Annotated in this window: 26 protein-coding genes, 1 tRNA gene and 1 pseudogene; 8 read left to right on the top strand and 20 right to left on the bottom strand. The window is 68.1% G+C overall.

Features of this window, described 5'->3' with window-relative positions:
* Positions 1 to 3 precede the first annotated feature (3 nt).
* The 9 genes from E3U26_RS04685 to E3U26_RS04645 are packed head-to-tail and all read right to left on the bottom strand — an operon-like array spanning position 4 to position 4,602.
* Positions 4 to 534, bottom strand: coding sequence for a hypothetical protein (locus E3U26_RS04685; protein ID WP_499105612.1), 531 nt, complete (start codon positions 532 to 534; stop codon positions 4 to 6).
* Between the two features lie 12 nt (positions 535 to 546).
* Positions 547 to 1,299: a flagellar basal body L-ring protein FlgH gene (gene flgH, locus E3U26_RS04680; RefSeq protein ID WP_499105611.1), complete on the bottom strand. Its 753-nt coding sequence runs from the start codon at positions 1,297 to 1,299 to the stop codon at positions 547 to 549.
* 10 nt (positions 1,300 to 1,309) lie between these two features.
* A complete protein-coding gene (gene flgA, locus E3U26_RS04675; RefSeq protein WP_036760474.1) occupies positions 1,310 to 1,726 on the bottom strand; it encodes a flagellar basal body P-ring formation chaperone FlgA in 417 nt (138 codons plus the stop codon).
* Positions 1,726 to 2,511, bottom strand: a complete 786-nt coding sequence (gene flgG, locus E3U26_RS04670; RefSeq protein ID WP_499105610.1) for a flagellar hook-basal body protein — start codon at positions 2,509 to 2,511, stop codon at positions 1,726 to 1,728. Before flgG ends, flgA begins: the two co-directional genes overlap by 1 nt.
* A gap of 11 nt (positions 2,512 to 2,522) precedes the next feature.
* Positions 2,523 to 3,239, bottom strand: a complete 717-nt coding sequence (locus E3U26_RS04665) for a flagellar hook-basal body complex protein (RefSeq protein WP_036760479.1) — start codon at positions 3,237 to 3,239, stop codon at positions 2,523 to 2,525.
* A 3-nt stretch (positions 3,240 to 3,242) separates the two neighbouring features.
* A complete protein-coding gene (locus E3U26_RS04660) occupies positions 3,243 to 3,509 on the bottom strand; it encodes a flagellar biosynthetic protein FliQ (protein WP_036760481.1) in 267 nt (88 codons plus the stop codon).
* A gap of 9 nt (positions 3,510 to 3,518) precedes the next feature.
* Positions 3,519 to 3,797 (bottom strand): flagellar hook-basal body complex protein FliE, encoded by a 279-nt coding sequence (fliE, locus tag E3U26_RS04655; RefSeq protein ID WP_036760483.1) that lies wholly within the window; start codon positions 3,795 to 3,797, stop codon positions 3,519 to 3,521.
* A gap of 11 nt (positions 3,798 to 3,808) precedes the next feature.
* Positions 3,809 to 4,201 carry a flagellar basal body rod protein FlgC gene (gene flgC, locus E3U26_RS04650; protein WP_036760486.1) on the bottom strand — a complete coding sequence of 131 codons (393 nt, stop codon included), beginning with the start codon at positions 4,199 to 4,201 and terminating at the stop codon, positions 3,809 to 3,811.
* An 11-nt stretch (positions 4,202 to 4,212) separates the two neighbouring features.
* On the bottom strand, positions 4,213 to 4,602 hold the full coding sequence (locus E3U26_RS04645; protein ID WP_214272446.1) for a FlgB family protein: 390 nt from the start codon (positions 4,600 to 4,602) through the stop codon (positions 4,213 to 4,215).
* Between the two features lie 108 nt (positions 4,603 to 4,710).
* Between E3U26_RS04645 and E3U26_RS04640 the strand changes: the two genes are divergently transcribed.
* Both E3U26_RS04640 and E3U26_RS04635 read left to right on the top strand, forming a co-directional pair.
* Positions 4,711 to 6,027 (top strand): FliI/YscN family ATPase, encoded by a 1,317-nt coding sequence (locus E3U26_RS04640; protein WP_499105609.1) that lies wholly within the window; start codon positions 4,711 to 4,713, stop codon positions 6,025 to 6,027.
* Positions 6,028 to 6,152: 125 nt separating this feature from the next.
* Positions 6,153 to 6,776 (top strand): annotated as a pseudogene (locus E3U26_RS04635) (Crp/Fnr family transcriptional regulator); the annotation flags it as partial.
* A gap of 111 nt (positions 6,777 to 6,887) precedes the next feature.
* Here the strand turns inward: E3U26_RS04635 and E3U26_RS04630 are convergent.
* From E3U26_RS04630 to E3U26_RS04620, 3 genes are all read right to left on the bottom strand, one after another.
* Positions 6,888 to 7,748, bottom strand: coding sequence for an extensin family protein (locus E3U26_RS04630; protein WP_499105608.1), 861 nt, complete (start codon positions 7,746 to 7,748; stop codon positions 6,888 to 6,890).
* 2 nt (positions 7,749 to 7,750) lie between these two features.
* Positions 7,751 to 9,190 carry a L,D-transpeptidase family protein gene (locus E3U26_RS04625; RefSeq protein WP_499105607.1) on the bottom strand — a complete coding sequence of 480 codons (1,440 nt, stop codon included), beginning with the start codon at positions 9,188 to 9,190 and terminating at the stop codon, positions 7,751 to 7,753.
* 110 nt (positions 9,191 to 9,300) lie between these two features.
* A complete protein-coding gene (locus E3U26_RS04620; RefSeq protein ID WP_499105606.1) occupies positions 9,301 to 10,050 on the bottom strand; it encodes a GntR family transcriptional regulator in 750 nt (249 codons plus the stop codon).
* Between the two features lie 277 nt (positions 10,051 to 10,327).
* On the opposite strand from E3U26_RS04620, the gene E3U26_RS04615 reads away from it, so the two are divergent.
* The 4 genes from E3U26_RS04615 (at position 10,328) to E3U26_RS04600 (ending at position 13,888) form a co-directional block, all read left to right on the top strand.
* The gene (locus tag E3U26_RS04615; RefSeq protein ID WP_499105778.1) at positions 10,328 to 11,503 is read left to right on the top strand and encodes an MFS transporter; all 1,176 of its coding nucleotides are present in this window, start codon (positions 10,328 to 10,330) and stop codon (positions 11,501 to 11,503) included.
* Positions 11,504 to 11,560: 57 nt separating this feature from the next.
* Positions 11,561 to 12,040 (top strand): ureidoglycolate lyase, encoded by a 480-nt coding sequence (locus E3U26_RS04610; protein ID WP_036760810.1) that lies wholly within the window; start codon positions 11,561 to 11,563, stop codon positions 12,038 to 12,040.
* The gene (gene rnhB, locus E3U26_RS04605; RefSeq protein WP_072463663.1) at positions 12,037 to 12,669 is read left to right on the top strand and encodes a ribonuclease HII; all 633 of its coding nucleotides are present in this window, start codon (positions 12,037 to 12,039) and stop codon (positions 12,667 to 12,669) included. Before E3U26_RS04610 ends, rnhB begins: the two co-directional genes overlap by 4 nt.
* Positions 12,670 to 12,757: 88 nt before the next feature.
* Entirely contained in the window at positions 12,758 to 13,888 is a 1,131-nt protein-coding gene (locus E3U26_RS04600; protein ID WP_072463664.1) for a site-specific DNA-methyltransferase, read from the top strand.
* Between the two features lie 138 nt (positions 13,889 to 14,026).
* Here E3U26_RS04600 and E3U26_RS04595 read toward each other — a convergent pair whose 3' ends face one another.
* Both E3U26_RS04595 and E3U26_RS04590 read right to left on the bottom strand, forming a co-directional pair.
* Complete coding sequence (locus E3U26_RS04595; RefSeq protein ID WP_499105604.1) at positions 14,027 to 15,163, bottom strand: alkane 1-monooxygenase; 1,137 nt, start codon at positions 15,161 to 15,163, stop codon at positions 14,027 to 14,029.
* Between the two features lie 58 nt (positions 15,164 to 15,221).
* A complete protein-coding gene (locus tag E3U26_RS04590) occupies positions 15,222 to 16,232 on the bottom strand; it encodes an A/G-specific adenine glycosylase (protein ID WP_499105777.1) in 1,011 nt (336 codons plus the stop codon).
* Between the two features lie 151 nt (positions 16,233 to 16,383).
* Between E3U26_RS04590 and E3U26_RS04585 the strand changes: the two genes are divergently transcribed.
* Positions 16,384 to 16,959, top strand: a complete 576-nt coding sequence (locus E3U26_RS04585) for a DUF721 domain-containing protein (protein ID WP_036760800.1) — start codon at positions 16,384 to 16,386, stop codon at positions 16,957 to 16,959.
* Positions 16,956 to 17,612, top strand: a complete 657-nt coding sequence (locus E3U26_RS04580) for a DsbA family protein (protein ID WP_116222189.1) — start codon at positions 16,956 to 16,958, stop codon at positions 17,610 to 17,612. The genes E3U26_RS04585 and E3U26_RS04580 overlap by 4 nt, the downstream gene beginning before the upstream one ends.
* A gap of 79 nt (positions 17,613 to 17,691) precedes the next feature.
* Here the strand turns inward: E3U26_RS04580 and lpxK are convergent, their stop codons facing one another.
* The 6 genes from lpxK to E3U26_RS04550 form a co-directional block, all read right to left on the bottom strand.
* Positions 17,692 to 18,681 (bottom strand): tetraacyldisaccharide 4'-kinase, encoded by a 990-nt coding sequence (gene lpxK, locus E3U26_RS04575; RefSeq protein ID WP_499105603.1) that lies wholly within the window; start codon positions 18,679 to 18,681, stop codon positions 17,692 to 17,694.
* The gene (locus E3U26_RS04570) at positions 18,678 to 19,910 is read right to left on the bottom strand and encodes a 3-deoxy-D-manno-octulosonic acid transferase (RefSeq protein WP_116222191.1); all 1,233 of its coding nucleotides are present in this window, start codon (positions 19,908 to 19,910) and stop codon (positions 18,678 to 18,680) included. Before E3U26_RS04570 ends, lpxK begins: the two co-directional genes overlap by 4 nt.
* A gap of 16 nt (positions 19,911 to 19,926) precedes the next feature.
* Positions 19,927 to 20,172 carry a DUF4170 domain-containing protein gene (locus E3U26_RS04565; protein ID WP_036760816.1) on the bottom strand — a complete coding sequence of 82 codons (246 nt, stop codon included), beginning with the start codon at positions 20,170 to 20,172 and terminating at the stop codon, positions 19,927 to 19,929.
* 346 nt (positions 20,173 to 20,518) lie between these two features.
* Positions 20,519 to 20,604: transfer RNA gene (locus E3U26_RS04560), tRNA-Leu, on the bottom strand.
* Positions 20,605 to 20,688: 84 nt separating this feature from the next.
* Positions 20,689 to 21,609, bottom strand: coding sequence for an arginase (gene rocF / locus E3U26_RS04555; RefSeq protein WP_499105602.1), 921 nt, complete (start codon positions 21,607 to 21,609; stop codon positions 20,689 to 20,691).
* Positions 21,610 to 21,733: 124 nt separating this feature from the next.
* Positions 21,734 to 23,848, bottom strand: a complete 2,115-nt coding sequence (locus tag E3U26_RS04550; RefSeq protein WP_116222192.1) for a TonB-dependent receptor domain-containing protein — start codon at positions 23,846 to 23,848, stop codon at positions 21,734 to 21,736.
* Positions 23,849 to 23,871 lie beyond the last annotated feature (23 nt).

The following is a 23,871-nucleotide window of genomic DNA, read 5'->3' as shown; positions in this document are numbered from 1 at the left end:
GCCTTACTGGATCTGCTGGCCGATATCCTCGATCAGGACGCGCCTGACATTCGGCCCCGCGGCTTTCCGGCCTGCCGCAAGCAGGGCCGCGCGCAGGCGTTGCATGGCCGGTTCGGCGGTGAAATTGCCGTCGAAGCCGCCGGTATTCGCCTCGATCATCAGCGCGTTCAGCAGGGCGTCCCGCAGCCGATGTTCCTGCGCCTCGATCTCTGCGCGGGCCGAGGCGGGCATCTCGACGCTCAGCGACAGGATCATGATGGCCGAGGGCGTGCCGTTGCGCAGGATCGGCACGAAGAACTGGTTGGGAAAGGCGAACCAGTCGAGGCTGGCCCCGGTGTCGGCCGCCTCGCCGCCGCCGTCCTCGCTGCCGTGGTCTGGGGCGGGATCGCCGGTCTCCGCCGCGCCCGGCTCGGCCGCCGTGGCGGCATCGCCCTGGGCAGGCTCGGCCGGTTTCGAGCCGCCCAGCATGTCGCCCCCGACCGCGCCGCCCAGGAAGGCCAGCAGGGGGACCAGGATAAGCAGGAGCTTTTTCACCGCGACCCCCTTTCAGTAAGGCAGGAGGATGTCGGCAAGCTGCTGGCCATAGCGCGGCTGCTGGACATCGCTGATCTGGCCGCGGCCGCCATAGGAAATGCGCGCGCCCGCGATGCGGTCATAGGCGATCTCGTTGCGCCGCCCGATGTCCGAGGGGCGCACGAAGCCGCTGACGGTCAGTTCGCGCACCTCGTAGTTCACCCGCACCTCCTGCGTGCCCTGGATGCGCAGCACGCCGTTGGCCAGCCGGTCCACCACGGTCGCCGCGACGCGCAGGGTCAGCTTGTCGCGGCGCGAGATATTGCCGCTGCCCTTGTAGCTCGAGGATGCCTTGGCTTCGGCCAGTTCCTCCATGCTGGCGCCTTCGGGCAGGATGCGGTCGATGCGCTGCGGCAGGCCCGCCAGCGAGGGGATGCCGTCCTTGTCGGCCGAACTGCGGCTGCGCCCCGAACTGTTCTGGATTTCGGCGCTGTCGTCGATCTCGATCACCACGGTCAGGATGTCGCCGCGGTCCGAGGCACGCCGGTCCGCCACCAGCGAATTCTGCGACACGCGCCAGAGCGAGGCCGTGCTGTCGGCCCTGTAGGGCAGTTCCTGCACGCCATGGCCCGACGAGGTCATGGCCTGGAATTCGACGCTGCTTTCGGGGGCGGTCATGTCGGGCACCTGCCCGATCTGCGTGACCCGGCCGCAGGCGGAAAGCGACAGGGCAAGGGCCAGGGCGCCGATCAGCGGGGCGGGGCGGGGGAACATGTGCTTGGGCATGGGCTGCCTTTCAGTTTTGCCGGACGATGACCGTCCCGTCGGGGGCCACGCGCCCCGAGACGGTCACACGCGAGGCGTTGTTCATGACGCGGATGACCTGCCCGGCGCTGCCGGCCGAAAGCGCGCGGCCCTCGGCCTCGATCCGCAGGGCGGCCTTTTCATAGGCGATGGTGACGATCTGGTTGCGCCCGACCAGGGTCGGCGCGGTCAGGGCCGAGGGGTCGATGCGGCGGCCCTGGTAGACCATGACGCGCAACTGCTGGCCCAGGACCGGCGCGAGATCCTCGATGCCGCCCTGCTGGTCCGGGACCAGCGTGACGTCGCCGGCCGCGATCACCGTGCCGGCAGGCAGCGTGCGGTTGGCCACCACCGATCCGGCCAGCACCCCTTGCGGCAGCAGCATCAGCAAAAGGACGAGGCCGCGCATCAGCGCACCTGCACCGTGGTGCCGAGCATCTGGTCCGCGGCGGTGATCACCTTGGAGTTCAGCTCGTAGCCGCGCTGCGCCTTGATCAGCTCGGCGATCTCGCGCACCGGATCGACCGAGCTTTCCTCGAGGAAGCCGGCGCGGATCGTGCCCAGCCCCTCTTGCCCCGGCGTGGCGACCTGGGGCGCGCCCGAGGCCGGGGTTTCCAGGAACATGTTCGAGCCGATCGCCTCGAGCCCCTTGGCGTTGACGAAATTGGCCAGCGTGATCTGGCCCAGGTTCTCGGGCTCGACCCGGTCGTCGAAATAGGCGAAGACCTGGCCGTCGGCATTGATCGCGATGCTGCGGGCGTCCTCGGGGATGGTGATGTCGGGAACCAGCGGATAGCCTTCCGAGGTGACGACCTGCCCCTCGGCCGAGCGTTTCAGGCTGCCGTCGCGGGTATAGGCCGAGATGCCCGAGGGCATCGTGACCTCCAGGTAGCCGTTGCCGTCGATGGCGATGTCGAGGTCGCCGTTGGTCTGGACCGGGGTGCCCTGCGCCAGCATGACCGCCACGCTGGCCGGGCGCACGCCCAGGCCAAGCTGCACGCCCGCCGGGACCATGGTGCCGGTGGCGGCGGTCAGCGTGCCGGGTCGGGTGGCCTGCTGGTATTGCAGGTCGGCGAACTCTGCCCGCCGGGCGTTGTAGCCCGTGGTGGACATGTTCGCGAGGTTGTTCGAGATGACATCGACGCGCATCTGCTGCGCGCTCATGCCCGATGCCGCGATTTGAAGTGCCCTCATGGCTTGTCCTTTCACCGGGTCAGCGAGGAGATGGTCTGGCGGATGCGCTGGTCTTCCTGGTCAAGGAAGCTCTGGCCCAGCTGATAGGCGCGCTGGACCTCGATCATGCGGGCGACCTCCAGCACGGGATCCACGTTGGATTCCTCCAGGAAGCCCTGGCGCAGCACCGCCTGGTCCAGCGGCTCGACCGCGCCGCCGGGGTCGAAGAGCGTGCCTGCCGTATGGCGCAGCCTTGCCGGGTCGGGGCTGGCGAAGACGCCGATCCGACCGATCGGGTTGCCGTCGGCCGAGATGGTGCCGTCGATGCCGATCCCGACGCTGCCGACCCCGGCCGGGATCACGATCGGGGCCTCGCCGTCGTCGAGCAGCGGGTAGCCGTCGGGGTTGACCAGTTCGCCCTCGGCATTGGTCATGAAGGCGCCGGCGCGGGTCAGGCGGTTGCCCTGCGGGGTCTGGACCATCAGGAAGCCCTCGCCGTCGATGGCCAGGTCGAACTGGCCGTTGGTCTGGGTCATGCCGCCGGGGGCAAGATCGACCATGCGGCCGCGGCCATTGGCCATGGCAAGGGTTTCGCCGCGCCCGTCCAGCGGCACCATGTATTCCGAGAACACCACGCCCTCGCGCCGGAAACCGGCGGTATTGGCGTTGGCGATGTTGTTGGCGACGGTGCGCATTTCGCGCATCAGGCCGGATTGCCGGGTCAGGGCGGCATAGATCGCGTTGTCCATGGCCTATGACCCCGCGATCTGCGGCAGGATCTGGTCGGTGAAGAAACTGGTCAGCGTCGCGGTCATGAAGCTCATGCTGACCCAGAACACCACCAGCATCAGGCCGATCTTGGGCACGAAGGTCAGCGTCATCTCCTGCACCGAGGTCAGCGCCTGGAACAGGCCGATCACGACGCCGGCGACCAGGGCCACGATCAGAAGCGGCGCCGACATGCGCACCGCGATCCACAGCGCCTGCCGGGTCAGGTCGAAGATCAGGTTCTCGTCCATGATTGCCCCTCAGACCGGCATGCGCAGGATTTCCTGGTAGGCCTCGACCACCTTGTCGCGGATGGCCACCACGGTCTCGAGCGCGATCTCGGCCTGGGCGATGCTGTGGACCAGCTCATGCGTCTCGGTCTTGCCGGTCATGGCGCCGGTGGCGGCCAGGTCGACCTGCTCCATCACGCGGGCGAAATCCGCCGCGGCGTTGGTCACGCCCTGCGGCAGCCCCTCGGCCGGGGCGACGGCATGGCGGGCACGGTCATAGGCGGTTGCGGCGATTGTCGGTGAAATCATGGCATTGCCCCTTAGCGGCGGATCAGATCCAGCAGCGAACTGCCCATCTGGCGGGATTGTTCAAAGACGCGCAGATTGGCCTCGTAGCTGCGGCTGGCCTCTTTGGCGTCGGCGATCTCGACGATCAGGTCCACGTTGGAGCCCGCGTAATAGCCTTCGTCGTCGGCCATCGGATGCGCGGGGTCGTAGACGCGCGGCAATTCGCGCCGGTCCAGCCGGGTCGGCCCCGCGCTGACCGCGCCGGTCGGACGGCCGAAATCGACCTGTTCCTGGAACGCCACCAGCTTGCGGCGATAGCCGGGCGTGTCGGCATTGGCGATGTTTTCCGAAATATGGCGCAGGCGCACGGCCTGGGATTTCATCCCCGACACGGCCAGCTCGGTGGCGGAAAGCGGCTGGGTCATGATCGCCCCCCTCAGCTGCGGCGGCCAAGGCTGGTGCGGACCAGCGAAAGCGAGGATTTGGTCACCGCCAGCGACAGGTCGAACTGGCGCTTGGCGGCGGCGCTGCGAAACATCTCGTCCTCGAGCGAGACGGAGTTGCCGTTGGGCGCGGGCTCGCCGCCGGCATCGGCGACGCGCGCGGAGCCTGCGCCCCAGCCGGCCCCCGCCAGATGGCCCGGCCGCGAGGCGCGCATCCCCATGGCCCCCTGGCTGCGATAGGTCTCGGCAAAGCCGGCAAGATCGCGTGACCGGAAGCCGGGCGTGTCGGCATTTGCGACGTTCCGGGCGATCAGCTTCTGCCGTTCGGCGGCATGGGCCGTCAGCGAACTGGCCATCCGCAGGGTGTCGATACGGTCAAACATCGAGGCTTCTCCTCAGGTTCCGATAAACCCGGTCTTAACCTCGACTGGTTTAGAAACCCTTTCGAGGCAGGGGCGCCGGCCGGAAAAAGCGAGGACGAAATGGATAAAATGCAATCTATCGCGACGCGGATACGGCGGGTCCGCCTGACCCGGCATTTCGGCCAGGTCAGCGCGATCCAGGCGGGGGTGATCCTGGCGGCCGGGTTGAACAGCCACGCGTCTCTGGGTGATCGCGTTGTCTTTTCAATGCGTTCCGGCGAAAACCTGAGCGGCGAGGTCATTGCGCTGCATTCCGACCAGGCGGCGATCCTGCCCGAGGGGCCGATGGACGGGCTGTCGATCGGCACGCGGGTCGAGCTGGTCTTTGCGCCCATGCTGGCGCCGGCGAATGCCTGGATCGGGCGAATCATCGACCCTTTCGGCAGGCCGCTCGACGGCCGCCCCCTGGTCGCAGGCGGCGAGGAGCGCGGCTTTCGTCCCGCCCCGCCGCCGGCCGCGCTGCGCAACCGGCTGGGCGGGCGGCTGGATACCGGGCTTGCGGTCTTCGACACGCTGCTGCCCCTGGTGCGCGGCCAGCGGATGGGGCTGTTTGCGGGTTCCGGCGTGGGCAAGTCCACGCTGCTTTCGGCCCTGGCCAAGGGGGTTTCGGCCGATGTGGTGGTGATCGCGCTGGTCGGCGAGCGCGGGCGCGAGCTGCGCGAATTCGTCGAGGAGACGCTGGGCAAGGAAGGGATGGCGCGCGCGGTCGTGGTCGCGGCGACCTCGGACCAGTCGCCGCTGATGCGGCGGCGCTGCGCCTGGGCGGCGATGACGGTGGCCGAGCATTTCCGCGACCAGGGCCGGCATGTGCTGTTCCTGGCCGATTCGATCACCCGCTTTGCCGAGGCGCATCGGGAAATCGCGCTGGCGGCGGGGGAAAGCCCCAGCTATCGCGGCTTTCCGCCCTCGACCTCGCATCTGATCATGTCGCTGGCCGAGCGTTCCGGGCCGGGCCCCGAGGGGGCGGGCGACATCACCGCGATCTTCAGCGTGCTGGTCGCCGGTTCCGACATGGAAGAGCCGGTGGCCGACATCCTGCGCGGGGTGCTGGACGGCCATGTCGTGCTGGACCGGGCCATCGCCGAGCGCGGGCGGTTTCCGGCGGTGGACGTGCTGCGCTCGGTCTCGCGGTCGCTGCCGCAGGCGGCAAGTGCGGCCGAGAACGCGCTGATCGCGCGGGCGCGGGCGACGCTGGGCACCTATGCCGAATCCGAGCTGATGATCCGCGCCGGGCTTTATGCGCCGGGCTCGGACCCCAGGCTGGACGAGGCGGTGCGGCTTTACCCGGCCCTGGACGCCTTCTTCACCCGGCAAGGCGCCGATGCGACGCAAAGCTTCGCGCTTTTGGCCGAGGCTTTGGGCGTTGCGGCGCCGAAACCGGGCTGAACACGAAAGAAGTCTATGAATCCGGCGGGGTTATGGCATGATTGATGAATGTTAACCGGAGTCCCGAGGTCATTGCGCAGCCCGCGGCGCGTTGACAATCTCCTGCGGTCGAGCCGAGGAGCGTCATGGCCATCACCGAATATTTTGTCCGATATTTGCAAAGACGAGACCTGCTTTCCGAATGCGATATTGCCTGCCTGCGCGCGATTCCGACCCAGCATGCCTGTTTTCGCCCCGGCGAGGTGATCGTGCCGCGCGGGCGGATGGCCACGCGCAGCTGCATGATGCTGCGCGGCATGTCGGCCCGCCAGCACGAGCTGGTCGGCCGTCCGGGCGAGCGGGTGATCACCGCCCTGCACGTTCCGGGGGATTTCGTGGACCTGCACGCCTTCGTGCTGGCCGGGCTGGAACATGACGTGATCTCGGTCGGGGAATCCGAGGTCGAATTCGTCGATCACGCCGAGCTGCGGCAGATCACCCAGAACTTTCCGCATCTGACCCGGCTCTTGTGGATGTCCACCGCGATCGACGCGGCGATCCACCGGCAATGGCTGGTCGCGGCGGCCTCGCTGCGCTCCAGCGCGCATCTGGCCCATCTTCTGTGCGAGCTTTACACGCGGCTGGCCAGCGTGGGCGCGGCGCAGGACCACCGCTTCGTGCTGCCGCTGCTGCAAAAGGAACTTGCCGACATCCTCGGCTATACGCCGATCCATGTGAACCGCGCCGTGCGCGACCTGCGCGCGGACGGGCTGATCCGCTGGAACGGTGCCGAGGTCGAGATTCTCGACTGGCAAAGGCTGGCGCGGCTGGCGCGGTTCGATCCCGAATATCTGGAGCTGGGCCGGGCCCGGCGCCAGGCCCTATTGGCACAGCCGGAAGCCGCCGCGCCGGGCCTTGATGTCCAGGTGCAGGTGGTCGTCATGCGCCGCATTGGCGCCGGGGCCGAGGACGGTGGTGAAATGCAGGCAGGCGGTGCCGCGCGCCGCGCGCTGGAAGGCCTCCTGCAAGTCGCCGTTGTCCTGGCGCGGGCCGATCTCGATGCGGGAGCCGTCGTCGAAACGGAAGGCGGCGATGTCGAAGGCGTTGCCGAAGGCATGTTCGGACAGGTTCTCGCCCGCGGTCCCGACGGTCGGCCGGCATTGATAGGTCGAGCCCGGCTCCAGCGCCACCAGCCGCGGCTGGCCCGGCAGCAGTGCCGCGGCGGGGCGGACGAAATCGCGCAGCCAATGCGCCAGGTGTCGCGCCAGGTCGCAGCGCATGGGCGCGCCGCCCGGAATCTCGATCCCCGGCAGGGGCTGGCGCAGCAAGACCGGCCGGTCGATGCCGCAATCGCGCTGATCGGGGTCGAGGATCGGCGGCGCCTCGCTGTAATCGGCGCCCAGCAGCGTCAGCTCCAGCAGGCAGGCGGAATGGTCGAAGTCGCTTTCGCGCAGGGTCGCATGAACCGGCGGGCCGGTCGGGACGGGGGCTGCGGGCGGGGGCTCGGCCTCGGCTTTCTCCGGGGTTTCGGGATCCGGGGCGGGCTCGGCGGGCGGCTCGGGCGCTGCCTCTGCCTGGGGCTCTGCCTCCGCCTGGGGCTCTGCCTCCGCCTCCGCCTCGGGGCGGGGCGCGGGGCGGTCGGCGGCGGGGTGGTCGGGACGCGGCGCGGGGGCGTCCTGCGCCGATGCGGGGGCGGTCAGCAGCGCGGCCATCGCCACCAGAATCGGCGCCAGCCAGCGCATCCTCAGGGCTGCCCGGCCTGGGGATACAGCGTCACGCTGCCCGGCGCCTGTCCGGGCAGGCTTTCCGGCAGCACCGCGTCCGAAGGATATTCCGGCTCTTCCTGGACGGGCAGGGCGGGGGCCGCCTCGGGGACCAGCGGCTCGCTCGAGGCCGGGACGTCGGGGGTGATGACCAGCGGCTCGGGTGTGACCACGGCGGCGGCGGTCGCTGCGGCGGCCTCGGCCATGGTCGCGGCGGCGGGGATGGCGACTGCCGTGGGCGCGGCCGGCGGCAGCCGGTCGCCGCGGGCCGGCGGGCGGGTGCTGGCGATGGCCGCGACCGCTGCCGTCTGCGTCGCCGCCGCCACGGGCGAGATCCCGGTCACATCGGCGATCCGCACGCCGGGGGGCAGGAATTCGACCGTCGTCACCTTGGGCTTGACCATATGCGCCAGCTCCCATGCGTCCCAGTTGGTCAGCCGCACGCAGCCATGCGACTGGTTCAGGAACAGCTGCGACGGGGTCGCGGTTCCGTGGATGCCATAGGTCGGCTCGGACAGGTCGATCCAGACATTGCCGACCGGCGCGTTCGGCCCCGGCGGGATGATCAGCACCCGGTCGTTCTCGCCCTGCTTGAAGTTGCGGTGCGGGTTGTAGGTATAGGTCGGGTTCAGCGCCACCGCATCGACCACGTGGTTGCCATGGGGCGAGGGCGTGTCGGCCGAGCCGACGGTGGCCGGGTAGTCCGCGACCATGTTGCCCTTGGCGTCATAGGCGGCGACGCGGCGGGTTTCCTTGTCCACGATGATGCGGGTGACGCTGGCGCGGATCGGCTTGGCGGGCACGGTGGCATGGATCGTCTCGCCGGGCTGGAAGCGGGCGCCGGGGTTCAGCTTGGCCAGGAACTTCTCGTCCATGTGAAAGCGTTCGGCCAGCTTTTCCAGCACGCTGGTATAGCCCTGCGAACTCATCGCCGCCTTTTCGGCATAATCCGAGGGGATGCGGTCCACCAGGCCGGTCGCGTCCTCTTCGGTGATGGTATAGGCCATGGTCAGCGGCGCGGCGGCATAGCCCTGGAGCAGATCCCAGACCGCGTGATCCATGCGCCCCGTCATCGGCAGGCCCGAGCGGCGCTGGAAGGCCATGATGGCGCTTTCGCTCATGCCGCCGCGCCAGCCGTCCACCACGCCGGGCGAGATGCCGGCGCGGTCGAGCAGGATCTGCACCTTGGCGGTCAGCGCGGACTGGCCCGCGGGCAGGTCGGTGCCGTCATAGACGGCCGCCTCGATCTCGGCCGGTGTGATCGAGGCCAGGGCCCTGGGCTTGGGTGCCGCGACCTGCGCCGAGGTGCCGGAGGCTGGCGCTGCCGTCTGCGCCCAGCCGGCGGAAAGCGGCAGCACAAGGGCGACCGCGGCCAGCGCGAGATGCGGAAAAAGGCCCGTGCGGGGTCGGGTCGGGAACATGCTCGGAACCGTTCTGTTTGCCTGTGGTCTTTTGCTTTTGTCGGGCACATTTGGCCAAATGTGCCGCGCAAGGCAAGCAAGAGCCGGTCAACTCGGGTTGAACGCCCGGCTCAGATCGTGGCGGCGAAGCGGTGGTGTTGCGGGAAATAGCGCCGCGTCAGCGAAACCGGCATGTTGTTCAGCCAGTCGATCCGTTCGGTGACCAGGACCGGATCGCCCGGCGCCAGTCCCAACGCCTCGGCCACGAAGCCCGAGCCGGCCAGCGTCGCCCCGATCGCCATGCTGGCGCGGTTGATCGGCACATGGCCCAGCAGCCATTCGCAGGGGCTCATCTGCAACAGCGCCTCGCGGGTCAGGCCGGGGGTGGCGTAGCTGTTGATCCAGCGTTCCTCGCAGCAATAGGGCGCTTCGTCGGCGCTGAACCGGGCCTTGATGCGCAAGAGGCTGTCGTCGGTGCGCAGCAGCATGGCCTGCGCCACGCCGGCCGGGGGCGGGCATTCCTGGTAGTCCAGCAGCGCATAGCCATAGGCCTTGCCCGCCGCCTCGATCTCGCGCCGCAGCAGGAAGCGCACCATCTGCACGCGCGGGTGCTGCGCGACGCGGGTGCCGACCTTGCGCCGGCGCTCCAGGACGCCGCTCTGCGCCAGGGTCTGCAGGGCGCGGTTCACGGTGGCGCGGGCGCAGCCGAATTCGGTCGCCAGCTCGGCCTCGGTCGGGATCAGTTCGCCCTCGGGCCAATGGCCGTCGTGGATCCGGGTCAGAACCTCTTCCTGGACGGCCTGCCAGGTCATGTTCCGACGCTTGCGCTCTTGTTGTTCGGCCGAAAGTGCCTGGGCAAGGTGGCGGGGAAGTTCAATCATCTCTGGAATATGTCTTTGCGTCGAGGGGGCGGCAGAACTCGATACGTCTGGATCAAACGGTTCGCGGCACCGAGGCTGCAACAAGGCCGTGCCACATGTCTCGCCCGACCAGAGGCTTAAGTAAACTTATTGGTTTAGTTTTTGAGAGCAAATTCCCGTGAGGGTCAAGGACAATCGCGCCGGCCGGCCGTGTTCCGCCTGCCACGGTTGACATTTTGCCGGCCGGACGGGACAAATCGGGCGATTCTCAAGAGGTGTTGCCGTGTCGGAAGCTTCGATGTTCCGCGGCCAGGGCGCTTCCGCCACGGCCTGGACGGTTCTGGTCGCGATCAGCCTGTGCCACATGATCAACGACATCATGCAGTCCATGCTGGCCGCGATCTATCCGCTGCTGCGCGAGGAATTCGCGCTGTCCTATTGGCAGATCGGCATGATGACCTTTGCCTTCCAGGTCACGGCCTCGCTTTTGCAGCCGGTGGTGGGCATGGTCACGGACCGCAACCCGATGCCGCGTTCGCTGGCCGTCGGCATGGGCTCGACCTTCGTCGGGGTGCTGCTGCTGGCGCTGGCGCATGAATATTGGGTGCTCCTGTCGGGGGCGATGCTGATCGGCATCGGCTCTGCGGTGTTCCATCCCGAAAGCTCGCGCGTGGCCCGCATCGCCTCGGGCGGGCGATTCGGCACGGCGCAGTCGCTGTTCCAGCTGGGCGGCAATTTCGGGGCGGCGCTGGGGCCGCTGCTTGCGGCCTTCATCGTGGTGCCGCTGGGCCGGCCCTCGGTCGCGATCTTCTCGATCGCGGCCATGGCGGGATCGGCGATCCTGTGGCGGATCGGCACTTGGGCCGACGGGCGGCGCAAGGCCGCCTCGGCGCGTCCCGCCGAGGCCCTGCCATTCACCCGCCAGCGGGTGGCGCTGGCCATCGTGGTGCTGGCGCTGCTGACATTCACCAAGAACATCTATACCGCCAGCATTTCCAGCTATTACACCTTCTTCCTGATCGAGAAATTCGGGCTCAGCACCCAGCATGCGCAGGTGATGCTGTTCCTGTTCCTGGGCGGGATGGCGGCGGGCGTCATGCTGGGCGGGCTGGTCGGCGACCGGGTCGGGCCCTTGAAGGTGATCTGGTTCTCGATCCTGGGCATCCTGCCCTTTACCCTGGTGCTGCCGCATGTCGGGCTGGTCGCGACCGGGCTTCTGACCGTGGTGATCGGGGTGATCCTGGCCTCGGCCTTTCCGGCCATCGTGGTCTTTGCCCAGGAGCTGGTGCCGGGGCGGACCGGGATGATCGCCGGCATCTTCTTCGGCTTCGCCTTTGGCATGGGCGGGATCGCCGCGGCGGTGCTGGGGGTGATCGCCGATGCCAGGGGGATCGAATTCGTCTATCAGGTCTGTTCCTATCTGCCGCTGATGGGCCTGCTGACCATCTTCCTGCCGCGGATGGGGCGGTTGTAGAGTTCGGGCCGGGGGCGCTGCCCCCGGACCCCTGGGATATTTGGGCACGAAAGAAACATGACGACGATCAAGGCAAGGCCGATCACGGCCGATGAGTTCGCCCCTTTCGGCGAGTTGCTGACCCCGCGCGAGGCACCCAGCAAGATGATCAACGCCGGGCGCTGCGAGCGCCATCACGCGCTGGCCACGGTCGAGCGCGGCGGGGGCGAGGCGATCATCTCGATCTTCCGGTCCGAGCCGGTGAGCCTGCCCTATGACTGCGCGCTGCTGGAGCGGCATCCCTTGGGCTCGCAGGCCTTCGTGCCGCTGGGGCCCGATCCCTGGCTGTCGATCGTCGCCCCGGACGAGGGCGGGCGGCCGGGCGCGCCCATCGCCTTCCTGGTGCCGGCGGGCATGGGGGTGAACCTGCGCGCCGGGGTCTGGCACGGCGTGCTGACGCCGCTGGACCGGCCGGCCGATTTCCTGGTCGTGGATCGCGAGGGCGGGGGCGTGAACCTGGAGGAGGTCGCGATCGCCCCCGTCACCGTCGAGGCATGAGCCTGCCCGACTATGCCCTGGAGGAGGCCGCGCTGCGCGAGGGCGCGCGGTTCGTCGCCGGCGTCGACGAGGTCGGGCGCGGACCCCTGGCGGGGCCGGTGACGGCGGCGGCGGTGATCCTGGATGTCGCCTGCATTCCCGAGGGGCTCAACGATTCCAAGAAGCTGACGGCGAAGCGCCGCGAGGTGCTGGCCGAGCTGATCATGGCGCGCTGCGACTGGGCCGTCGGCCATGCCAGCGTCGAGGAGATCGACCGGCTGAATATCCTGCGCGCCTCGCACCTGGCGATGTGCCGGGCCATCGCCGGGCTGCGCCGGCGGCCCTGCCTGGTGCTGGTCGACGGCAACATGCTGCCGCGCGAGCTGGACCTGCCGGGGCAGGCCGTGGTCGGCGGCGATGCGCGTTGCCTGTCGATCGCCGCGGCCTCGATCCTGGCCAAACTGTTGCGCGATCGCATCATGGTGGATTTGGCGCAACAGCATCCCGGATACGGCTGGGAGGCGAATGCCGGTTATCCGACCCCGGCGCATCGCCAGGCGCTGCTAGATCTGGGCGTGACCCCATATCATAGGCGCAGCTTTGCCCCGGTCCACAAGATATTGTGTAAAGAAGAAACTGCAAGCTGTTGATTCGAAAAAGAATTTGACGGCGAATCGGCTGTGACTCATTATCGGCCCCAGCAAATCGGCAAACCAATAGCCGAAACCCGAGGCAGTGATGACCAAGCTTGACACCAAATCCCGCGCTGCGGCGCGAACGCTTCCGCTTAACCAGATTCTCGCCGGCGATTGCATCGAGATCATGAACGCGCTGCCCGAGGCCAGCGTCGACCTGATCTTTGCCGACCCGCCCTATAACCTGCAGCTGAAGGGCGAGCTGCACCGGCCGGACAATTCCCGCGTCGATGCGGTGGACGACCATTGGGACCAGTTTTCCGGTTTCGCCGCCTATGACCGCTTTACCCGCGACTGGCTGGCGGCGGCGCGGCGCATCCTCAAGCCCGACGGGGCGATCTGGGTCATCGGCTCGTATCACAACATCTTCCGCGTCGGGGCCGAATTGCAGAACCAGGGCTTCTGGATCCTGAACGACGTGGTCTGGCGCAAGGCCAACCCGATGCCGAATTTCCGCGGCAAACGGCTGACCAATGCGCATGAGACGATGATCTGGGCCAGCAAGTCCGAGGGCGCGAAGTATACCTTCAACTACGAGGCGCTGAAGTCGCTGAACGAGGGCGTGCAGATGCGTTCCGACTGGGTGCTGCCGATCTGCACCGGCGGCGAGCGGCTGAAGGACGCGGAGGGCGCCAAGGCGCATCCGACCCAGAAGCCCGAGGCGCTGCTGCACCGCATCCTGGTCGGGTCCACGAATCCCGGCGACGTGGTGCTGGACCCGTTCTTCGGCACCGGCACCACCGGCGCCGTGGCCAAGATGCTGGGCCGCGACTTCATCGGCATCGAGCGCGAGCAGGCCTATCGCGAGGTGGCCGAAAAGCGCCTTGCCCGCATCCGCAAGTTCGACAGCGAGGCCATCGCCACCATCAAGCCCAAGCGCGCCGAGCCGCGCGTGCCCTTCGGCCAGGTGGTCGAGCGCGGGATGCTGCGGCCGGGCGAGGAGCTTTATTCGCTCAACAACCGCCACAAGGCCAAGGTGCGCGCCGATGGCAGCCTGATCGGCAATGACGTGAAGGGCTCGATCCACCAGGTCGGCGCCGCGCTGGAAGGGGCGCCCAGCTGCAACGGCTGGACCTATTGGCATTTCCGGCGCGAGGGGCGGATGGTGCCCATCGACATCCTGCGCCAGCAGATCCGCGCCGAGATGGAGGCCGAGGAAGGCCGCGCCCACTGAGTTTTCCGCTTTCGCCAAGTCCCGAGGCTCCGCAAGCTCTGGTGCGGCCGGGACCGCCTTGCCCCGTCCTGCGGCATGCCGCCGGGCGGGGCCTTTTCAGCTTTGCCGGAACCGGCGGGGCGGCCTGCGCCGGCGGCGCTAGAGCGCGCCGCGCGGCATCGGCAGCTTGCCGCGGTTATAGGGCTGCCAATCGGTGATTTCGGGATAGAACTGCCGTCGCCAGGCCCGGACGCGGGGGTTCATCCGCCGCCGCCACAGGGGCGGGACCATGGCCAGGAAGGTCATGGCCGGATAGCCCATCGGCAATTGCGGCGCCTCTTCCTCGCTATAGTTTTGCAGCAGCGGAAAGCGGCGGTCGGGCTTGTAGTGATGGTCGGAATGGCGTTGCAGGTTGATGAGCAGCCAGTTCGTCGCCCTGTGCGCGCTGTTCCAGCTGTGGCGCGGCAGCACATGTTCATAGCGCCCCTCGCCCAGATGCTTGCGGGTCAGCCCGTAATGTTCGACGTAATTGGTCAGTTCCAGCTGCCAGATGGCGATGAAGGCCTGCCAGAGGAACAGCAAGATCCCCTGCCAGCCGCCAAGCGCCGCCGCCAGGGCCAGCATCGCCAGTTGCAGCGCGCCATAGCGCCAGAACGGGTTGCGGCGGTCGAATTTCGACCGGCCGGCACGGGTCAGCCGCCGCGCCTCGGCCTGCCAGGCGCTTTTCGGGCATTCGGCCAGCACGCGCAGGAAGAAGCGGAAGAACCCTTCGTTGTAGCGGGCCGAAACCGCGTCGCGCGGCGTCGCCACCCAGGAATGATGCACCAGCAGGTGCTCGGTGCGGAAATGCGAATAAAGCGTCGAGGCCAGAAGCAGGTCGCCCATCCAGCGCTCCAGCCGGTTCTTCTGGTGCAGCAGCTCATGGGAATAGACGATGCCGATGGTGCCCGATGCCACGCCGATGCCGAAGAACAGGCCGAGCCTTTCCCAGCCGGTCAGGCCGCTGCGGGCGGAATACCAGATCGCACCGAAGATCATCGCCGCCTGGATCGGGAACCAGATCACGGTGATGGCGCGATACCAGAACAGCTGCGCCTCGGGTGTTTCGGTGTTGGGGTTTTCCTCGTTCAGGCCCAGGATCGCGTCCAGCATGGTCATCAGATACCAGGCGTAGAGCGGCATCAGCAGGAACCACCAGCCGCCGAAACGCGCGGCGATGAGGAAAAGGGGCACCATGCCCAGCGAAAGCCAGAAGGGCAGGGCGTCGATCAGACGGGAACGAAAAGCGGTTTGCATGGGGGCAACGAAATAATCGGTCTTGATACGGGGCTTGAGCAGCCGGGAGAAATGCGTGTCACGCGGGGGACTGTGGCGGGTTTCGCCATGGCTTGCCACGGCGACCGGTTGTCGCAGACCCGGTTGCGGTTTCGGGGCGGGCAAGCGCCCAGGCCTTGCGCATCAGCCCTGGCAGGGCGGAAGGTCTGAACTCGCTGAACGGTGCCAGACTGCCGCGCTGCGGCGCCGCGGTCAAGGGGGCGGACATCACCGTCAGGTCCAGCGCGAAATGGGTGAAGACATGGCGGACGAGCCCGATCTCTTGCCAGTCCGCGGGCGCCGGGGGCGGCAGGTCCGAGCCGTCCCAGCCCGTCGAGGGAAAGGCCAGCGTGCCGCCCAGCAGGCCCTTGTCCGGCCGGGTCTCGACCAGGACCGCGCCCTCGGCAAAGCCGATCCAGACGATGCCGCGGCGCAGGGGCTTGGCCTTCTTCGGCGCCTTGCGCGGCAGGTCCGCGGCGATGCCCTGCGCGCGGGCCGCGCAATGGGGGATGATCGGGCAGATGCCGCAGGCCGGGCTGCGGGGCGTGCAGATGGTCGCGCCCAGGTCCATCATGGCCTGGGCGAAATCGCCCGGCCGCCGGGGCGGGGTCAGGCGGGTGGCCAGCGCGACCAGTTCCGGCTTGGCGGCGGGCAGCGGGGTTTCGACCGCGAAAAGCCGTGCGACCACGCGCTCGACATTGCCGTCCACCACCGTCTCGGGCCGGTCGAAGGCGATGGCGGCGATGGCGGCCGAAGTATAGGCGCCGATGCCGGGCAGGACCGCCAGCCCCTCGCGCGTGTCGGGGAATCCGCCCATGGACGCGACCGCGCGGGCGCAGGCGACCAGGTTGCGGGCGCGGGCGTAATAGCCGAGCCCGGCCCATTCCGCCATGACCTGCGCGTCCTCGGCCGCGGCAAGGTCGTGGACCGTGGGCCAGAGGCTGGTGAACCGCTGGAAATAGGACTTTACCGCGGCGACGGTGGTCTGTTGCAGCATGACCTCGGACAGCCAGACGCGATAGGGGTCGGCCGCGCCGCCGCCCGGCGGCATGCGCCATGGCAGCACGCGGGCGTGGCGGTCGTACCATGCCAGCAGCTCGGTCGGGATCACCCTGGGGTCACGCAATTTTCAGCCTCGTCTCTCTGGTATCCGGGCGCGCCGCGGTCCAGACTGCGCGCCAGATAAACCATATGGTCGCCCGATGGCCCAGAAGAAACCCGAAACCCAGCCCCGCCGCCGGATGCGCGGCTTCGAGGCCGCGGCCCAGCTGGTCGCGCATCGGGTCAAGGCGGTGGGCGAGGGCCGGGGCTTTGCCGCGACCCGGCTGCTGACCCATTGGCCCGAGGTGGTCGGCCCCGAGCTTGCCGCCCATACCCGCCCGGTCAGGATCAGCCATGGCAAGTCCATGGGCGCCACGCTGACGCTGCTGGTGCCGGGGGCGCAGGCGCCGCTGATCGGCATGCAGCTGGAACAGATCCGCGCGCGGGTGAACGCCTGCTACGGCTTCAACGCCGTCTCGCGCATCGTGCTGACCCAGACCGCGCCCGTCGGCTTTGCCGAAGGGGCCGATGCCCAAGGGGCGGAAGGCTTTGCCGAGGGGCAGGCCGCGTTCCTTGCCGCGCCGCGCCGCGCGGCTGCGCCGGGTCCGCAAGACCTCGCCCAGGCCGAGGCCATCGCCTCGGGCTTCGACAATCCCGCGCTGTCCGCCGCCATGCGGCGGCTGGCGCTGAACATCCTGTCCCGCCGGGACGCCAACGACCGAAAGGCCAATCCATGATGCTGCTTCGCCGCTCCCTGATCGCCGCCGCCACGGCCGCGCTGACCCTTTCCGCGCTGCCCGCGATGGCGCAAGAGGCGAAACCCGCCGAGAATGCCGCCGAGCCGGCGCCCGAGGGCAAGGTTCTGCCCGACATCGCGCTGGGCCAGGCCGACGCCCCGGTCACGATCATCGAATATGCCAGCTTCACCTGCAGCCATTGCGCGGTCTTTCATGACGAGAACCTGCCCAGGCTGAAGGCGGAATATGTCGATACCGGCAAGGTGCGCTTCATCCAGCGCGACGTCTATTTCGATGCGGTCGGGCTTTGGGCCGGCATCCTTGCCCGCTGCGGCGGGGACGAGAAATACTATGCCGTCTCGGACCTGATCTTCGACGACCAGAAGAACTGGCTGAACGCGAAATCGGGCGACGAGATCGCGGCGAACCTGCGCAAGATCGGCGCCAAGGCCGGGATGACGACCGAGCAGATGGATGCCTGCTGGAACGACAAGCAGAAGGTCGCGGACCTGGTCACCACCTTCCAGACCCATGCCACCGCCGACCAGGTCGAGGGCACGCCGACCTTCATCATCGCCGGCGAAAAGGTGCAGAACCAGCCCTGGGAAGAGCTGAAGAAGATCATCGACGCCAAGCTGGCCGAGAAAGGCTGAGCGATCTCCGGGCGGCGCGGCCGCGGGAGTATTTGGAGAACGGAGAAAGCGGAAGGCCCCGGACCCGCTTCGGGGCCTTTCACAATCCCAGCGCGGCCAGCCGGTCGGCAAGCGGCGCCGGGTCGTCCAGTTGCAGCCGCACCGGCAGGGCCAGCACCTTGGGCCGGAAGCCGCGCGGCAGCCGCACCGCGTCCTTTTCCGTCGTCACCAGCTGCGCGCCGATCAGCCGCGATTCGGTTTCCAGCCGGGTCAGCAGCTGCGGCGTGAAGGGCTGGTGGTCCTCCAGCGCCTCGGCGCGGGCCACCTCTGCGCCGAGGTCGCGCAGGGTGGCGAAGAATTTCTCGGGATGGCCGATGCCGGCAAAGGCCAGCACGCGCTGGCCCTGCCAGTCCATGCCCGTCTGCAGGGGCACAAGCCGGCCGGTCAGGTGCGGCAGGGACAGATGCGCCCCCCAGGCCGCGGCGAATTGCGCCTGGGCCGGGGCCTCGCCGATCGAAAGCAGCAGGTCGGCGCGGGCGAGGCCGCGTTCCACCGGCTCGCGCAGCGGCCCCGCGGGCAGGCAAAGCCCGTTGCCGAAACCCTTGGCCGCATCGACCACCACCAGCGCCAGGTCATGCGCCAGCGCCGGATCCTGGAAACCGTCGTCGAGCAGGATCGCCTGCGCCCCGGCCTCGACCGCCGCCCTTGCGCCCGCCTGGCGGTCGTCCGCGACCCAGACCGGGGCGAAGGCGGCCATCAGCAGCGGCTCGTCGCCGACCTCGGCCGCCTTGTGGCCCGATTCCTCGACCCGCAGCGGTCCCTTTTCGCTGCCGCCATAGCCGCGCGAGACCACATGCACGGCAACGCCGCGGTCCTGCAAGAGCTGGGCCAGCATGATGGCGGTGGGCGTCTTGCCGGTGCCGCCGGCGTTCAGGTTGCCGATGCAGATCACCGGCACCCCCGGCCGCGTGCGTGGCCCCCGCGCCAGGCGGCGGGCGGTGGCCGCGGCGTAAAGCGCGCCCAGCGGCGCCAGCAGCCGCGCCTTGAGCCCCGGCGGCCGGAACCAGAAATCGGGGGCGCGGCGGCTCATTGCGGGTTCTCCATGGCCTCGAGGACGGTATCGGCGATGCGGCCCAGGACGGCGGCGCCGCCGGTGCTGACCGACCAGGCGTTGCCGGCCAGCATCGCCGCCTGATCCGGCGCCGAGAGATCGGCGACCGCGCGCGTCAGCCCGGCCGCCTCGGTCACCAGCCGCGCGGCCGAGGCCCCGTCGAGCTGTGTCCATTCCGGGCCATGCGCCTCGGTAAGCGGGCCGTGGATGATGGCCGAGCCAAGCGCCGCCGGCTCGAACGGGTGGCGCGGCGCCAGGCCCGGACCGGGCAGAAGCGTGCCGCCCATGAAGCAGACCGGCGCCAGCCGATACCACAGGCCCATCTCCTGCGTGTCCTCGGCGATCAGCACGTGATCGTCGGGCGAGGGGTCTTCGTCGTCCGAGCGCAGCACGGCGGCCAGGCCAAGCGCCTCGACCTCGGCCCGGACCTGGGGGATCGTCTCGGCCGGCAGCCCGGCCAGGATCAGCAAGGCGCGGTGGTTGTGGTGCAGCGCGGCCTGGTGCGCGGCCAGCGCCGCCTTGGCCTCGGGCAGCGTGGGACAGGCCGCCAGCCAGATGTGGCGGCCGGCAAGGATCTGGGCCAGCGCGCGCCGCTCTGCCTCGTTGGCGGCCAAGGGCGGCCGTGTCTCGGTGATCGGGCCGGTCAGCTCGATCCGGCCGGGCGGGGCGCCCAATTGCCGGGCGGCGGCGGCGGCGGTCGGGTCCGGGGCGAGGATGCGGGCGATCTTGCCCATCAGCCCGCGATTGACCGCGCCGCGCCAGGATCCGCGCCGGGCATGGGCCACGAGCCGCGCCTCGCACAGGATGACCGGCAGGTTCTGCTCGGCCGCGCCCGAGATCAGCGCGGCCGGAAGCTGGTCGCCCAGGACCAGCAGCGCCCGCGGCTGCAGCGCCCGGATCACCTCGCGCACCGCGGCCGGATCCTGCGGCCGGGGCAGGGTCACGGCGCGCAGCCCGGCAGGCAGGGTGTCCGGGGCCAAGGGCGCGCCGAGAAAGGCGAAGCGCAGCCCCGGCCGCCGGGCCAGCAGCGCCCTGACCAGCGCGCCCGGCTGCGGCGGCTCTTCGGCCTGTTCCGCCAGATGCACCATGACCAGCGGCCCCTCGCCCGGTGGGGCCTCGGGGAGTTCGACCGGGCCGCCAGCCAGCGCCGCGCGGCGGCGCAGGTGCAGCCAAAGCGCCAGGGACGCGGTTGCATCGGCGGGAAGCATCGCGATTCGCGGGGGCCTAGCTGCCCAGTTCCTCGGTCGGGCTGACCTCGCGCTCTTCGTCGCGCAGCCGGTGCAGGTGGGCGATGAAATAGCGGGTATGGGCGCTGTCCACGGTGCGTTGCGCCTCGGCCTTCCAGGCGGCATGGGCCTGGGCGTAGTCCGGGAAGATGCCGACGATATGGATGTCCCTGGTGTCGCGGAACTCGGTGCGGGTGGGATCGACAAGTTCACCACCGAAAACGAGGTGGAGGCGCTGTGCCATCATGTTCTCCTGGGTTCGGATTCCGGCGCGAACCTAGCCGAGCCGGGCGGGGGAACCAAGGCGATTTGTTTAAAATCGCGCGCGGTTGGCGTTTGCCGCGAAAGGGCCGCCGGGGTAGGGATGGCATGCGGTGCAAGCGGCACCCCCGGACAGGCCCGAGCGTGGTGGTAAGGGCCTTTCGGGTGGCAGGGAAAGGCGAACCGGTGCGCTTTTCCTTGCCCCTTTTCGAGGCCAGGCGGCGGCTGGTGCTGGCAAAGGATATGCCGCCGGCAGGGGCCGGAAGGGATTGGTGGTGCGGATCAGGCTATAGGCCGCCGGACCATGGGGGGAAGGATATGCGGGAATATGGTGCGGGCGGCGGGACTCGAACCCGCACAGGCTTGCGCCCCAGGGAGTTTAAGTCCCATGCGTCTACCATTCCGCCACGCCCGCGCCGGGGAATTGGCTAGCGGGCGGGCGGGGGATTGGCAAGCCTCCGTCGCGGCGGGGGCGCGGCGGGGGCCGCAGGTTGCGGGCTCAGAAGCTGCGGGTCGGCCGGTCGAAGACCTTGCGCCCCATCAGCGAGCCGACCAGGTCCACCATCAGCTTGGCGGTGCGGCCGCGTTCGTCCAGGAAAGGGTTCAACTCGACCAGGTCGAGCGAGGTCATCAGCCCGCTTTCGTGCAGCAGTTCGCAGACCAGATGCGCCTCGCGGAAGGTGGCGCCGCCGGGGACGGTGGTGCCGACGGCCGGCGCGATCGAGGGGTCGAGGAAATCCACGTCCAGGCTGACATGCAGCATGCCGTTTTCGGCCCGGACCCGGTCCAGGAATTCGCGCAGGGGCGCGATGATGCCGCGTTCGTCCAGCACGCGCATGTCGTTCACGACGATCTCGGTCTCGCGCAGCGCGGCCAGCTCGGCGCCATCCACGCTGCGGATGCCGAACATGCAGATGTTGCGGCCTGGAATCGGCGCGGGAAAGGCGGGGAAGGGGTCGAATCCCGGCCGCCCCGAGGCATAGGCCAGCGGCGTGCCGTGCAGGTTGCCCGAGCCCGTGGTCTCGATGGTGTGGAAATCGCTATGCGCGTCCAGCCACAGCACGAATTGCGGCCGTCCCGCCGCGCGGGCATGGGCCGCCACCCCGGCGAGCGTGCCAAGGGCCAGCGCGTGGTCGCCGCCCAGGAAGATCGGCATCCCCTCTTCCATCGCGGCGCAGCCGGCGGCGCGCAGCGCCTCGGTCCAGGCGACGATCTCGGGCAGGTGATGCACGGCGGGATTGGCACAGGTCTGGCCGCGGCCCGCGGCGGGAAGAAGGTCGCCGCGATCCTCGACCGTATGGCCCAGCTCGGCAAGCGTCGAGGCCAGCCCGGCCACGCGATAGGCGGCCGGGCCCATCAGGCAGCCGGGCCGCCGCTGCCCCTCGTCCACCGGGGCGCCGATCAGGATGCAATGGGTCATGCTTCTCTCCGCTAGGCTGGGTTGCAGAGGCATCATGCGTTGCCACGGCCCAAGGTTCCATATCGTCGGAAAGAAAAGGCCGCCCTTTCCGGGGCGGCCTTGGGCTTTTGTGCAGTCTATCGGATCAGAAGCGAGTGGTGATGCCCAGCGTGAACAGACGTCCGTTTTCGCGATAGGACACGTCCGTTTCGGGTTGGTCATTGAACAGGTTGTCGATGCCGACATTCAGCGTGGCCATATCGTTGAGGTCATAGGCCGCAGCCACGTTGACCAGATAATAGGCCTTGCTGTTCTGGCCTGCCGGGACCGAAGCCTGCTCGCCCGAGCCGACCACAAGACCTTCCTCGACGACATAACCAGCTTGCTTGCCGACATAGGTCACTTCACCCGACAGATTGAGGCGGTCGTTCGCCTGCCAGGCCAGGCCCGTGGTGATGTTCCACTTAGGCGTGGTGGCCATTGGATAGGCCGTGTCGAAATCGCCATATTTGAACTCGGACTTGGCGATATAGGTGCCCGAAGTGATCCAGGTCAGGTCGTTGGTAATGTCGTAATCTAGGCCGAACTCGACCCCGGCGGTCTTGCCGTAGTCGAAGTTGTCGCGCTGAAACAGAGCTCTGTCGGTCGGATCATTGGGATCGTCTGCGCGGATTCTGCGGGCGCTGATCATGTCTTCCACGTCGTTGTAGAAGGCCGTGATTTCCCAGCTGCTGCGCTCGCCCTGATAATTCAGCCCGATCTCGAAGTTGTCCGAGGTTTCGGGCTGAAGGTTGGGGTTGCCGATGATCGTGCAAGGCCCGCGATAGGGTTTGCAGCCATTTCCGTTCGAACCCATTTCATAATTGGGATTCAGGTTGCGGAGGTCTGGGGCAACGAAAGCCTGTGAATAGCCACCTTTCAGCATCAGCCCGTTACCAAAATCGTAATTTGCATAGATGCGCGGCGTGATATGGGTGCCAAAGCGCTCGTGATGGTCCACGCGCATGCCGGTGGTCAGGCTAAGTGCGTTGGTCGCTTGCAGACGGGCTTCGGCATAAAGCGCCGCAGTATTGACCGAGCCTTCGATCAAAGAAGCCGATGTCTGCGGGTCGCTCAGCTTTTCATGTGCAACCAGACCGCCGATGGTATAGTCGAGTTGCCGGCCAGTCAGGCTGGTCTGCGAGGTATAGCGGCTTTCCAGGATGGTCGTGTCATAATCAATAGCGTCGTTCCACGACCCGCTCGTCGAGTTCCAGGACTCGTTGCCCGATGTTTCGTAGCGAAGGTAGCTGGAAAGATGTCCTTGGCCCAGCTGCCATTCGTTGGTCAGGCCGATGCTTTTCTTGGTTACCTTGTTGGTGTCATGTGCTCCCGCATCGCCCAGGTAGTTGTCAACCGAAGCTTGGGTTTCTGCGCCCCATTCCACTCCTTCTTGCGGAAGCCACGTCAGCCGTGCGCCAAGTGTTTTCGTACGGGTTCCGTTTGAAGTATAAAGCGGAGTAAGCACGTTGTCGCGACCTACGGAATATCCATAAGGCTCGTCCGGCGCTTCGATTTCCGCCAGCTTCCCCCAGGCCGAGAGGTTGAGGTTTTGGCCCAGCGGACCCGAAATGAAGCCCGTGACCGAGCGGCTGTCGGCGGTGCTGTTTTCGTCCGCGAAAGCGAAATCGGTGGTCAGCGAGCCCGACCAGGTATCGGTCGCCTTCTTCGTGATGATATTGATAACGCCGCCCATCGCGTCCGAACCATAAAGGGTGGACATGGGGCCGCGCACCACCTCGATGCGCTCGATCGCATCCAGCGGCACGATTTGGAGGTCGCCCTGATAATGACGCGCAAAGGTGTTGCGGCTGCTGATGCGCTTGCCGTCGATCAGGGTCAGCGTGCGGCTGGAGGACAGGCCGCGGAACGACACCTGGGAATTGCCGTCGTTGCCTCGGGTCAGGTTAAGGCCGGGAACGGTACGCAGCACGTCCTTGAGATCGCGCGCGCCCTTGGCCTGGATGTCGCTTTGGTCGATGACGGTGATGGAGGCGGGGGCATCCTGGATCGAGGTCGCGATCGACGAGGCCGAAGTCACGAGGACCACGGTGTCCAGAACAACTTCCTCGGTCTCTGCCTGTGCCACCGCGATTGCGGGGGCGGTGAGTGCGGTCAGGCCAATCAGCAGGCCGGCGAGCCGTCCAGTCGGGGGCAAGGCCGCGCGAATGTTGCGGTTATCGCACACGCGGGCAGGGGAGTTCGTTTGATAGGACGGCATCGTCACCTCTCGACAACAGGAAC

It is taken from the genome of Paracoccus ferrooxidans (assembly GCF_029909815.1).
Classification (GTDB): Bacteria; Pseudomonadota; Alphaproteobacteria; order Rhodobacterales; family Rhodobacteraceae; genus Paracoccus; species Paracoccus versutus.
Note: the sequence above shows the minus strand (reverse complement) of the source record. Positions and strands in the feature narration are given on the sequence as shown.